This is a genomic window from Gordonia polyisoprenivorans NBRC 16320 = JCM 10675, from assembly GCF_000241325.1.
GTDB classification, from domain to species: domain Bacteria; phylum Actinomycetota; class Actinomycetes; order Mycobacteriales; family Mycobacteriaceae; genus Gordonia; species Gordonia polyisoprenivorans.
The window spans coordinates 97,804-110,879 of record NZ_BAEI01000070.1; the positions used below are offsets into that span (position 1 = coordinate 97,804).

Sequence of the window (13,076 nt, forward strand, 5' to 3'; positions counted from 1 at the left end):
CGGGGGCGGGCCCCGCCTCGTCCGAGATGAGTAGGCTGTACCGTCGTGCACCTCAAGTCGCTCACCCTCAAGGGCTTCAAGTCCTTCGCGTCGGCGACCACCCTGCGCTTCGAGCCCGGGATCACCTGCGTGGTCGGGCCCAACGGGTCCGGCAAGTCCAACGTCGTCGACGCGCTGACCTGGGTGATGGGGGAGCAGGGCGCCAAGGCACTGCGCGGCGGAAAGATGGAGGACGTCATCTTCGCCGGAACCTCGGGCCGCCCACCGCTGGGCCGCGCCGAGGTCACCCTCACCATCGACAACTCCGACGGCGCGCTCCCCATCGAATACTCCGAGGTGTCGATCACCCGCCGCATGTTCCGCGACGGGGCGGGCGAATACGAGATCAACGGCAACTCGTGCCGACTGATGGACGTCCAGGAGCTGCTGTCGGACTCCGGAATCGGCCGGGAAATGCACGTCATCGTCGGGCAGGGGCGCCTCGCGGCCATCCTCGAATCCCGGCCGGAAGATCGCCGCGCCTTCATCGAGGAGGCCGCAGGCGTCCTCAAACACCGCAAACGCAAGGAGAAAGCGGTCCGCAAACTGCAGTCGATGCAGGCCAACCTGGACCGCCTGTCCGACCTGACCGCCGAACTGCGCCGCCAGCTCAAACCACTCGGACGCCAGGCCGAGGTGGCACGCCGCGCGCAGACCATCCAGGCCGACCTCCGCGACGCCCGGCTACGGCTGGCCGCCGACGACCTGGTGACCCGCCGCGCCGAGATGGCCGAGCACACCGCCGTCGAGGACAACATCCGTCGCGAGCAGGACGAGGTCTCCGCCGAACTCGATGCCGTGTCGGGTGAACTCGCCGATCACGAAGAGCATCTCGCACAGGTGGTGCCCGCCGCAGAGGCCGCCGGTCAGGCATGGTTCACGCTCTCGGCATTGGCCGAGCGGGTCGACGCCACCGCCCGCGTCGCCACCGAACGCAGCCGCTATCTCGACGAACCGGTCACCGCGTCCAGCGGTCCCGATCCCGAGGACCTCGAACGCCAGGCCGACGAGGCCGCCGAGACCGAGGCGGAGATGACGGCCGCGGTGGAAAGCGCCGCCGAGTTCCTTGAAGGCGCCAAAGACGAACTGGCGCAACGCGAACGGGCTGCCGCAGCGGCAGAGCAGGCGCATCTGGCCGCGGTGCGGGCGATCGCCGACCGTCGGGAGGGCCTCGCCCGCCTCGAAGGGCAGGTCGACAATCTGCGGACCAAGGCCGATTCGGTCGACGCCGAGACCACACGTCTGACCGAGGCCATCGCCGCCGCGGTCGAGCGTTCACAGATCGCGCAAACCCAGCAGGACGAGGTGGCCGAGTCGTTGGGTGAACTCGAAGCCTCGGAGAAGGGCCTCGACGAACACCACGAGCGCTGTGTCAGCGCGCTCAACCTGTCGAACGAGCGTGTCGCGACACTGCAGGCCGAGGAACGCGAGGCCGAACAGCGGATCGCGTCGTTGACCGCGCGCATCGAAGCCCTGTCGGTGGGCCTCGAGCGAGGCGACGGCGGTGCCTGGCTGATGGAGAATGTGGCCGACGGACTCCTCGGTCCCATGTCGGAGCTGTTGACCGTCGACGCCGGTTACGAGACCGCGATCGCCGGTGCGCTCGGCGGTGCGGTCGATGCGATCGCCGCCGCCGATCCGTCGTCGGCGCTGCGCGCCCTCGAGTTGCTCAAAGCCGGTGACGGTGGCCGGGCGTCGATGATCGTCGGCGGCCTGACCCACACTCCCTCACCACGCACCGACCCGCTTCCCGACGGAGCGGTGTGGGCGTCGTCTGTGGTGACCTGCGCGCCGTCCATCCGGCCCGCGATCGAGCTGATCCTCGCCGACACCGTCCTGGTGGACAGCACCGAGGCCGCCGTCGAGGTGGCCGGAGCGCTCGGCGTGCGCGCGGTCACCGGCGACGGCGACCGGGTGTCCCGCGCGACCATCGAAGGCGGATCATCACACCGGCCGTCGACGTTGGAGGTCCAGTCGGCGATCGACACCGCGACCACCGACCTCGCCGCCACCCGCCGGCGGGTCGAAGAACTTGCCGCCGCCCTGCAGGGTGCGTTGGCCGAACAGCAACAGCGCCGGGAAGCCGCCGAACAGGCACTCGCTGCGCTGCACGAGTCCGACAGCGCCGTGGGCGGGGCATACGAACATCTCGCCCGGCTCGGGCAGGAGATCCGCGCGGCGCAGGCCGAGGCCGACCGGCTCACCCGGCAGCGCAACTTCGTCGAGACCGGCCGCGCCGAGACGGTCGCGAAACTCGACGAACTCGAACAACGTCTTGCACTCGCCCAGGGTGAGGGCACCGAAGAACCGACCGGCGAGGTCGATTCGGGGGAACGCACACTGGCAGCCGAGGCGGTGGCCGCGGCCCGCAGCGCCGAGATGGAGGCACGGCTGGCGATGCGCACCGCCGAAGAGCGCCTCGCGTCGGTGCGCGGTCGCGCGGAATCGTTGCGGCGCGCGGCGCAGCGTGAACGCGACTCGCGGGAGCGCGTGCGCCGTCAGAACGAGGCCCGACGGCAGGCCGCCACGGTCGCCGCCGCCGTCGCCGCGTCGGCTGCGGAGGTGTCCGAGCGGGTGGCCGCCGCCGTCGCCACCGCGCAGGCCGGGCGCGACGAACTCGAGCAGGTGCGCGCCACCCGCACCGCGGCCGTCGACGAACTCAAGAGCCGCGTCAACACCCTCTCGCAGCGGTTGAGCACGCTCAAGGACGCCGTGCACCGCGATGAGGTGGCCCGCGCGCAGGCCACCTTGCGGATCGAACAACTCGAGGAGCAGGTACTCGAGCAGTTCGCGATGGCGCCCGACGACCTCGTCGCGGAATATGGGCCGGACGTGCCGATGCCGCCGTCGGCGCTCGAAATGGCCGAGTACGAGGCCGCCAAGGCACGTGGTGATCAGGTGGTGGCCCCGGCGCCGATGCCCTTCGACCGCGCCACCCAGGAGTCACGGGCCAAGAAGGCACAGAAAGACCTCAACACGTTGGGACGGGTGAACCCCCTCGCGCTCGAGGAATTCGCCGCACTCGAGGAGCGCTACACGTTCCTCTCTGCGCAACTCGAGGACGTCAAGGCCGCCCGCAAGGACCTGATGTCGGTGGTCGAGGAGGTCGACGCCCGCATCCTGCAGGTGTTCACCGAGGCCTACGCCGACGTGGAACGCGAATTCGCACAGGTGTTTTCGACACTGTTCCCCGGCGGTGAGGGCCGACTGATCCTCACCGAACCCGGCGACATGCTCACCACCGGAGTCGAGGTCGAGGCCCGGCCGCCGGGGAAGAAGGTCAAACGCCTGTCTCTGCTGTCCGGCGGCGAGAAGTCGTTGACCGCGGTCGCCATGCTGGTCGCCATCTTCCGTGCGCGGCCGTCGCCGTTCTACGTGATGGACGAGGTCGAGGCAGCACTCGACGACACCAACCTGCGACGCCTGATCAGTCTGTTCGAGCAACTGCGGGAACGGTCACAGCTGATCGTGATCACCCACCAGAAGCCGACGATGCAGGTCGCCGACGCGCTCTACGGCGTCAGCATGCGCGGCGACGGGATCACCACGGTGATCTCCCAACGGTTGCGGGGGGTCGACGTCCCGGTCGCCGCGACCCCAGAACTCGCGACCCCGGAACCCGCGACCGACTGACACATCCCGACGGACACCCCCGACCGCAAGACCGACGGAGAACAGGACCTGTGCACCAGTGAACACCGACATCATCATCGGCATCGTCATCGCGGTGGTCGTGATCCTCGCGCTCATCGTGGTGGGCATCGTGCTCGCCCGGCGGCGGCGGATCTCGCTCACCGACCAGCCCGACAGCCAGGTCACCGACGGCAGCAAGCCCCAGGTCGACAGATCGGGTGGATACCAGGCCGGGTCGGGTTTCAGTTTCAGCCAGGGCGGGGCGGGTACCGCCACCGCGCCGCCACCGGCACCTGGCCCGACGCCGACCGTCGAGCCGGTGCTGCCGTCGCAGGAGCGCACCGAGACCGACGGCCAGCCCGCCGTCGGCGACGATGCCTCCATCCCACGTGACTCGGTCAAGCGTGGAATCTCCGAGGTCAGCCTCCCCGACGCCACCGACGACGGCGCCCCGGCTGCCGCCGACAGCGCTCCCGACGTCGTCGACAGCGCTCCCGACGTCACCGACAGCGCTCCCGCCGACACCGACAGCGCTCTCGATACCGAGGCGGCCGCCCCGGCGGATGCCTCCGGCGCCACCCAGGCGCCTGCTCGCGAGGAGATCGCGCCGACCGCCGGGCGTCTCGGTCGGCTCCGCGGCCGCCTGTCGCGCTCGCAGGGCGCGATCGGCAAGAGCATGCTCGGGCTGCTCGGCGCCGGCGACCTCGACGAGGACAGCTGGGAAGAGATCGAGGACACCCTCGTGATGGCCGATCTCGGTACCGCGTCGACGACTGCCGTCGTGGAGCGGTTGCGTACCGACCTGGCCACCAACCCGGTACGCACCGCCGACGACGCCCGGGCGCTGCTCAAGCGCGTCCTCGTCGACCAGCTCCACCCGGAGATGGACCGATCCGTGCGCGCCCTACCGCACGCCGACAAGCCGGCCGTGATCTTGGTCGTCGGCGTCAACGGCACCGGAAAGACCACCACCACCGGCAAACTCGCGAGAGTGCTCGTCGCCGACGGGCGGCGGGTGCTACTCGGCGCCGCCGACACCTTCCGCGCGGCCGCCGCCGATCAGCTCCAGACCTGGGGCGAGCGGGTGGGCGCCGACATCGTGCGCGGCAAGGAACAGGCAGATCCGGCGTCGGTGGCCTTCGACGCCGTCGCGAAGGGCATCGACTCCGGTGTCGACGTGGTCATGATCGACACCGCGGGCCGGCTGCACACCAAGACCGGACTCATGGACGAGCTGGGCAAGGTCAAGCGCGTCGTGGAGAAGAAGGCACCCGTCGACGAGGTATTGCTCGTTCTCGACGCCACGGTGGGGCAGAACGGTCTCACCCAGGCCCGGGTGTTCGCCGAGGTTGTCGACATCACCGGAGTTGTCCTGACCAAGCTGGACGGTACCGCCAAGGGCGGCATCGTGTTCCACGTCCAGGAGGAACTCGGTGTCCCGGTCAAGCTCGTGGGTCTCGGCGAAGGCGCCGACGATCTCGCGCCCTTCGAGCCCGAGGCATTCGTCGACGCGCTTCTGTGAGCGGGGCCGGTGACGGACACCCTTGCGCACCGGCACCTCGCCACCGGAACCTCTGCGGAGCCCCTCGGCACCGACGGATTCGAGGCTTTGACAACTCCTGGTACCGACAACTCTCGGCTCCCACAACGCAGCCGTGACAGCCGAGTGCACCAGAGCCGGTGCGTCCTCATCGGCTCTCGCCGATGTGTGAACGTGTGGTTTTGCACTGCACAATCATGCGCACCGCTGCATACCGACCAGGGATTTAACCCCGGTGAAATATAAAGTGCCCTCTGGTTCACATGGCGGAAACGACGAATAGCTCTCGCCGAAACAAACACCAAGCAATCTTCTCTCCAGGTCAAAACCGCGGCCTGTAAGCGGTGGGATGAGGAGGATACTAGTGGCTTTCCCCACTATGGGTGTGCCGGATTCGGGCGACACAGCCTGGATGCTGGCCAGTTCGGCGCTCGTCTTGTGTATGACGCTGCCCGGTCTGGCGTTCTTCTACGGCGGCATGGTCCGCGCGAAGAACGTCCTGAACATCATGATGATGAGTGCGATGTCGGCCGGCATCGTCACGGTGCTCTGGTCGATCTACGGGTTCTCGATGGCGTTCGGCAACGACATCCTCGGAACGAGTAATGGCGGCCTGCTCGGTGATCCGGGCGAATACTTCGGACTGAAGAACCTGCTCGCGGGTGTCAACGGTGCCGCAGCGGTGGCCGCCGACCCCGCAACGCAGACCGCGGCGGCGCCTGCGGTCGACATTCCGATCTTCGGCACGATCCCGGCGATGGTCTTCGTGGCGTTCCAGTTGATGTTCGCCATCATCACCGTCGCCCTGGTCTCCGGTGCGGTGGCCGATCGCATGAAGTTCGGTGCGTGGACCGCCTTCACCGTGCTCTGGTCGACGATCGTCTACTTCCCGGTGGCCCACTGGGTCTTCGCCTTCAACGGCGTCACCGCCGAGAAGGGCGGCTGGATCGCCAACAACCTCAAGGCGATCGACTTCGCAGGTGGTACGGCCGTCCACATCAACTCCGGTGTCGCCGGTCTGGTTCTGGTGTTGTTCCTCGGCAAGCGCAAGGGCTGGCCGAAGTCCCCGATGCGGCCGCACAACCTGCCGTTCACGATGCTCGGCGCCGGATTGCTGTGGTTCGGTTGGTACGGCTTCAACGCCGGTTCGGCGACCTCGGCCAACGGCGTCGCCGGTTCGACCTTCATCACCACCACTGTCGCGACCGCGGCGGCGATGCTCGGCTGGCTGCTCACCGAGCGAATTCGCGACGGTCACGCGACCAGCCTGGGTGCCGCGTCGGGCATTGTCGCAGGACTCGTGGCGATCACGCCGTCCTGTTCGTCGGTCGACATCTGGGGTGCACTGATCATCGGCGTGCTCGCCGGCATCATCTGTGCGCTGGCCGTGGGTCTGAAGTACAAGCTCGGATATGACGACGCGCTCGATGTCGTCGGCGTTCACATGGTCGGCGGTATCCTCGGTACCGTGCTGATCGGCTTCCTGGCCACCAAGAAGGCCCCGGCCGCCGTCGACGGCCTCTTCTACGGTGGTGGTTGGGATCAGCTGTGGCGTCAGGTGCTCGGCGCAGGCTCCGTATTGGTCTATTCGGCCATCGTCACTGCAATAATTGCAGCCGTGATCAAGTTCACCATCGGTCTTCGTGCGGACGAGGCCGATGAGGCTCAGGGTCTCGACGAATCGCAGCACGCAGAATCCGCATATGATTTCACGCCGATCGGCGGGGGCTCGGCCCTCGCTCAGGCAGGCGTCATTGGTGCCGGCAAGGAGGCATGATCCACAGTGAAACTGATCACCGCAATCGTGAAGCCGTTCACGCTCGAGGACGTCAAGGCAGGTCTCGAGCAGGCCGGAATCCTGGGCATGACCGTCAGTGAGGTCCAGGGCTACGGCCGTCAGAAGGGCCACACGGAGGTCTACCGCGGCGCCGAGTACTCGGTTGATTTCGTCCCGAAGGTGCGGGTCGAGGTCGTCGTGGACGATGCCGCCGTGGACAAGGTCGTCGATGTCATCGTCGAGGCCGCCCGCACCGGCAAGATCGGCGATGGGAAGGTCTGGGTCTCGCCGGTGGAGTCGGTCGTGCGCGTCCGAACCGGCGAGCGCGGCGCCGACGCACTGTAGCGAGAGGGCCCGATGCCCTTCGTGAGCACTGGTCACGGCCCCGCGTCCGATGATGATTCGGGCGCGGGGCCGCGTCCTTCCCAGACACCGGTTGCCGCAACGGATCTCGCGGCAACCCGACGCCAGCTGACCGAGGCGTCCGGACCCAATCGACTCGACGCCCCCGGCCTGCGCCAGGTACTCGTCGACCTGCACGAGTTCTGGTTGACCAGCAAGGGTGCCGAACTCGGGATCAAACCCGGTAGTGGACTGGCGATTGTCGCCGTCGGCGGGCTCGGACGCGGTGAACTGCTGCCGCACTCGGATCTCGACCTGATCCTGCTCTACGAGGACCAGTCACCCGAGCGGGTCTCCGAGGTCGCCGACGGCCTCTGGTATCCGTTGTGGGACGCCAACATCGCGCTCGATCACAGCGTGCGCACGGTTCCGCAGGCGCTGCAGGTGGCCTCCGAGGACGTCACCGCCGCACTCGGTCTGCTCGAGGCCCGGCACATCGCCGGCGACGAGGACCTGTCGTCGCTGCTGATCGGTGGGGTGCGCCAGCAATGGCGTTCGGAGATCCGCACCCGGTTCCCGGCGGTGGTCGAACATGCCCGGGATCGGTGGCGACGCAGCGGCGACATCGCACACCGCGCCGAACCGGACCTCAAGAACGGTCGCGGCGGACTCCGAGACGTGCAGTTGCTCGGTGCGTTGTCGATCGCCCAACTGACCGACGGCATGGCCAATTTGCGGCCCGATTCTCCCGGTGCCGGACCGCAGGTCGCCTATCACCGACTCCTGGACATCCGTACCGAATTGCATCGGATCGCCGGGCGCCCACGCGAACAGGTGCGCGCCCAGGATGCCGACGAGATCGGCGCGGCACTGCGCCTCGGGGATCGTTTCGACCTCGCACGGGTCATCAGCGACGCCGCGCGCACCATCGGGTACTCCACCGATGTCGGTTTGCGGACCGCGGGTAATGCGCTGCCACGACGCGGGTTGGCCAAACTGCGCCGCTCACCGATCCGGCGACCGCTCGACGAGGGCGTCGTCGAGCACAACGGTGAAATCGTGTTGGCGCGCAACGCCATTCCCAGCAAGGACCCGGGACTGATTCTGCGGGTGGCGGCGTCGTCGGCGCGGACCGGCCTGCCGATCAGCGCGTCGACCCTGTCGCGGTTGGCCGACTACGCCCCGGAGCTGCGCGAGCCGTGGCCGAGCGAGGCGCTCGGTGATCTGCTGGTGCTGCTCGGTTCGGGGCCCCACATGGTCGCCCCGATCGAGGCTCTCGATCGGACCGGCCTGTGGGGTCGGCTCCTGCCCGAGTGGGGTGCGGTGCGCGACCTGCCTCCTCGCGATGCGGTGCACACGTGGACCGTCGACCGGCATCTGGTCGAGACCGCCGTCAACGCCGGCGCGATGACGACCCGGGTCACCCGACCGGATCTGTTGTTGCTCGGCGCTCTGATCCACGATCTCGGAAAGGGTCGCGGCGCAGACCATTCCATCGTCGGTGCAGAACTCGCCATCCAGGTCGGCAACCGAATCGGGTTGTGGCCGCAGGACGTGACGATCCTGTCGCAGATGGTCCGACACCACCTGTTGTTGCCCACGGTGGCCACCCGCCGTGACCTCGACGACCCGGCCACCGCCGAGGAGGTCGTCGACAAGCTCGGACACAACCGATTACTGCTCGAACTGCTCGCGGCACTCGCGGAGGCGGATTCGCTGGCGACGGGCCCGGGCGTGTGGGGTGACTGGAAGGCCTCACTCATCAACGATCTGGTGCGGCGCGCGACCCGCCTGCTCGACGGTGAGGAACTGCCGACCCCCGAACCGCTGACCGACGAGATGATCGCGCTCGCGCGCAGCGACGACTTCGCGGTCCGCATCACACCGACGGACGGCTTGCACACCTACTCCGTACTGATGGTCGCCCCGGACCATCCGGGCATGCTGTCGAAGATGGCCGGTGTGTTGGCGCTCAACGGATTGCGCTCGCTGTCGGCGACGGTCCAGAGCCACGAGAATCGCGCGATCAACAGCTTCGTGGTGGTGCCCGTGTTCGGGACACCGCCCGAGGCCGGGTTGCTGCGACAGCAGCTCATGGCGACCGTCGACGGCAAGTTCAGCGTGCTCGAGCGGCTCGACAAACGCGAACGCGAGTCGCCGACCCCGACGATCGGCACGATCGTCGCGACCCCCGGGGCGGTGGCCGTCGCGCAGGGCGCACCCGACGATCCCGCCACGGTGGCCGCCAACGCGGTGCCCGCATTGTTCGCGGTAGCCCCGTCGCGTGTGTTGTGGACGTCCTCCGATCTCGACGGAGGGGTGCTCATGGAGTTGCGCACCGACGACCGGCTCGGTCTGTTGAGCCGGGTCAGCGACGTGATCGAGCACGCCGGCGTCGTGGTGCGTTGGGCCAAGGTCGCCACCCTGGGCAACACGGTCGTCGACACATTCTGTCTCGTGCTGGGGGAGGACACCCCCGAGCGTCGGACGGAGCTGGCCGACGCGGTGCTCGCGGTCTGTCCGCCACCGCGGCCACGCACCGAAACCGACGACGATCCGGGGCCGGCGAGTTTCGGCGGCAGCGGCCGATCGGGAGTACCCATCAGCTGACGCCTCGCGGGATCGAGCGGTCGGCGGCGCCTGCCGTGTCGCCGTGCTGCGCCCGACGCGCACCCGCGTCGGGCGCAGCACGAGCCGGTCATGGAAAGATGGTGGAATGTTCGACTCCCTCTCCGATCGGTTGACCGGTGCGCTGAAGGATTTGCGCGGCAAGGGCCGCCTCTCCGACGCCGACATCGACCGCACCTGCCGTGAGATCCGCCTCGCGCTGCTCGAAGCCGACGTGTCGCTGCCGGTGGTGCGTGCGTTCATCGCGCGCATCAAGGAACGCGCCAAGGGTGCCGAGGTCTCCGCGGCGCTGAACCCGGCTCAGCAGGTCGTCAAGATCGTCAACGAGGAACTCGTCGGCATCCTCGGCGGCGAGACGCGGCGCGTCCGGTTCGCCAAGACCCCGCCGACGGTGATCATGCTCGCCGGCCTGCAGGGTGCCGGTAAGACGACGCTCGCGGGCAAGCTCGGCGCCTGGCTCAAGAAGCAGGGCCACACCCCGCTGCTGGTCGCCTGCGATCTCCAGCGTCCCGGCGCGGTCTCACAGCTCAAGATCGTCGGTGAACGCGCAGGCGTCCCGGTGTTCGCGCCGCACCCGGGTACCAGCATCAGCGGTGAGGCAGCCCCCGTCGGGATCAACCCGCTCGGCGTGACCGCCGGAGACCCGGTGTCGGTGGCGACCGGTGGTGTCGCCGAGGCCCGCGCCAAGCACCACGACGTCGTCATCATCGACACCGCGGGTCGTCTCGGAATCGACGCCGAGCTGATGAAGCAGGCCTCCGACATCCGCGACGCGACCCGTCCCGACGAGGTGCTGTTCGTCGTGGACGCGATGATCGGTCAGGACGCGGTCACCACCGCCGAGGCGTTCGCCGAGGGCGTCGGCTTCACCGGTGTGGTGCTGACCAAACTCGACGGTGATGCCCGCGGTGGTGCAGCCCTGTCGGTGCGTGAGGTGACCGGGCAGCCGATCATGTTCGCCTCCTCGGGTGAGAAGCTCGAGGACTTCGACGTCTTCCATCCCGACCGGATGGCCAGCCGCATCCTCGGCATGGGCGATGTGCTCTCGCTCATCGAACAGGCCGAGGAACACTGGGACGCCCAGCAGGCCGAAGAGGCCGCCGCCAAGATCACCCAGGGTGAACTGACCCTCGAGGACTTCCTCGAGCAGATGCAGATGATCCGCAAGATGGGCCCGATCGGCAACATCCTCGGCATGCTGCCCGGAGCCGGGCAGATGAAGGACGCGTTGTCGCAGGTCGACGACAAGCAGCTCGACCGCGTGCAGGCGATCATCCGCGGCATGACGCCGGCCGAGCGGGACAACCCCAAGATCATCAACGCCTCTCGGCGTCTGCGTATCGCCAACGGCTCGGGTGTCACCGTCAGCGAGGTCAATCAGCTCGTCGACCGCTTCTTCGAGGCCCGCAAGATGATGGCGCAGATGTCCGGACGGATGATGGGCCCGGGCCGCAAGACCAATCGCAAGAAGGGCAAGGGGAAGAAGGGCAAGAGCAAGGGCCGCGGACCCACGCCACCGAAGGTGCGCGGCGGATTCCCCGGGATGCCGGGTGGTTTCCCGGATCTGTCGAACATGCCCGCCGGACTCGACCAGCTCCCACCCGGACTCGAGGGCATCGACATCTCCCAGTTCCAGCAGCCGAAGAAGAAGTAACGGGTCGATGCCCGGAGACGTTGCAGCAGAACGGGACTCGATCCGGTATTCACCGATCGACCACGGCGAGCCGCGGCATTACCGGGGTCGTGACCCGCTCACCGACGAGCCGATCGAGTTCTGGGTGCGCGGCGGGCGCATCCGGACCGAACCCATTCCCGATGCGCAGACCGCAGCCGACGACGTGTGGATCCTGCCGGGACTCGTCGATGCCCACAATCATGTCGGCATCGCCCCCGGGCTCGGGGTGACGATCGATCAGGCACGTGCGTTCGCGCGTCAGGACGTGGCCGCGGGCACCCTGTTGATCCGTGAGGTCGGCTCGCCCCTGGACACCCATCCGCTCGACGACGACCCATTGGCGCCGCGATTCATTCGCTCGGGCAAGCACATTGCGCGGCCCAAACGGTACCTGCGTGACTACGGCGTCGATCTCGACGATCCGGACGATCTCGCCGGCGAGGTGACGCGGCAGGCGGCCGCGGGGGACGGCTGGGTCAAGATCGTCGGCGACTGGATCGACCGTGAGGTCGGTGATCTCGCGCCGCTGTGGGACCGTGCACAACTCGACGCCGCGGTTCGTGCTGCCCACGATGCCGGGGCACGCATCACCGCGCATGTCTTCGGTACCGATGCGCTCGGTGACCTCATCGCTGCGGGAGTCGACTGCATCGAACACGGAACCGGGGCGACCGCCGACCACATCGATGCCATGGTCGAGCGCTCTATTGCCCTGGTGCCCACCATGATTCAGGTTGACAATTTCCCGGGTATCGCCGACGGAGCCGACCGGTTCCCGACATATGCGGCCAACATGCGCGCCCTGCACGCGCGCGCCGCGGACACCTTCGCCGCCGCGCGCGAGGCGGGTGTGAGAATCTTCGCCGGCACGGATGCCGGTGGTTTCGTCGAGCACGGGCGGATCGTCGACGAGGTCGAACGTCTCGCCGGCATCGGTCTCGGTGCGCGCGGCGCGATCGCGGCGGCGAGTGCCGAACCGCGTCGGTGGCTGGGGGCCGATCTCCTCGCCGACGGTGATCGCGCCGACTTCTTGGTCTTCGACGAGAATCCGGTCTCCGATCTCGGTGTGCTCCGGCATCCGCGAGCGGTCGTCTGCTCCGGTATCCACGTCTGATCACATCTGACACACGGGTCTCTGCGCAGGGGACATTTGTGATCCAAATCACCCGTCGACCATTGGTGCGTTTTATTACTGTTCGGTAGGGTCACAGATGCATTGCAGGCGTGATCAGTCCGCAACTGCATCCGGGCCGTCTGGGCGGCCCGGCCACGGGGCGAGTCCGATCGACGTGAACGCGCGAGACGGACCGACATGAGGCCGGACATGCGGTTATCTTTCGCGGGGTGGATAACCGCATGTCCGCACTCCCGGCAGGGGTCGCCCGGCCGGGTATGGCTCTCTCGATTTCTCCCTCGCTCACCCGGTCTGGCACAATGATCTG

At 68.0% G+C, this 13,076-nt stretch carries 7 protein-coding genes; all 7 read left to right on the forward strand.

Features of this window, described 5'->3' with window-relative positions; all coding sequences use genetic code 11:
- Positions 1–45: 45 nt before the first annotated feature.
- The 7 genes from smc to GOPIP_RS18545 all read left to right on the forward strand — a co-directional run bounded on the left by smc (position 46) and on the right by GOPIP_RS18545 (position 12,748).
- Positions 46–3,672, forward strand: coding sequence for a chromosome segregation protein SMC (gene smc / locus GOPIP_RS18515; RefSeq protein WP_006371295.1), 3,627 nt, complete (start codon positions 46–48; stop codon positions 3,670–3,672).
- 58 nt (positions 3,673–3,730) lie between these two features.
- Entirely contained in the window at positions 3,731–5,194 is a 1,464-nt protein-coding gene (gene ftsY, locus GOPIP_RS18520) for a signal recognition particle-docking protein FtsY (RefSeq protein ID WP_006371296.1), read from the forward strand.
- A 397-nt stretch (positions 5,195–5,591) separates the two neighbouring features.
- Positions 5,592–6,989, forward strand: coding sequence for an ammonium transporter (locus tag GOPIP_RS18525; RefSeq protein ID WP_026920185.1), 1,398 nt, complete (start codon positions 5,592–5,594; stop codon positions 6,987–6,989).
- Between the two features lie 6 nt (positions 6,990–6,995).
- Complete coding sequence (locus tag GOPIP_RS18530; RefSeq protein ID WP_005176661.1) at positions 6,996–7,334, forward strand: P-II family nitrogen regulator; 339 nt, start codon at positions 6,996–6,998, stop codon at positions 7,332–7,334.
- A 12-nt stretch (positions 7,335–7,346) separates the two neighbouring features.
- Positions 7,347–9,941 (forward strand): [protein-PII] uridylyltransferase, encoded by a 2,595-nt coding sequence (locus GOPIP_RS18535; RefSeq protein WP_006371298.1) that lies wholly within the window; start codon positions 7,347–7,349, stop codon positions 9,939–9,941.
- A gap of 106 nt (positions 9,942–10,047) precedes the next feature.
- On the forward strand, positions 10,048–11,613 hold the full coding sequence (gene ffh, locus GOPIP_RS18540) for a signal recognition particle protein (protein WP_006371299.1): 1,566 nt from the start codon (positions 10,048–10,050) through the stop codon (positions 11,611–11,613).
- A gap of 7 nt (positions 11,614–11,620) precedes the next feature.
- Positions 11,621–12,748, forward strand: coding sequence for an amidohydrolase family protein (locus tag GOPIP_RS18545; RefSeq protein WP_006371300.1), 1,128 nt, complete (start codon positions 11,621–11,623; stop codon positions 12,746–12,748).
- Positions 12,749–13,076: the final 328 nt, after the last annotated feature.

Excerpts from the sequence above, each read along its gene's own strand:
- GOPIP_RS18535 (WP_006371298.1), top strand. The coding sequence starts at position 7,347 with ATGCCCTTCGTGAGCACTGGTCACGGCCCCGCGTCCGATGATGATTCG.
- GOPIP_RS18525 (WP_026920185.1), top strand. The coding sequence starts at position 5,592 with ATGGGTGTGCCGGATTCGGGCGACACAGCCTGGATGCTGGCCAGTTCG.
- ffh (WP_006371299.1), top strand. The coding sequence starts at position 10,048 with ATGTTCGACTCCCTCTCCGATCGGTTGACCGGTGCGCTGAAGGATTTG.
- GOPIP_RS18545 (WP_006371300.1), top strand. The coding sequence starts at position 11,621 with ATGCCCGGAGACGTTGCAGCAGAACGGGACTCGATCCGGTATTCACCG.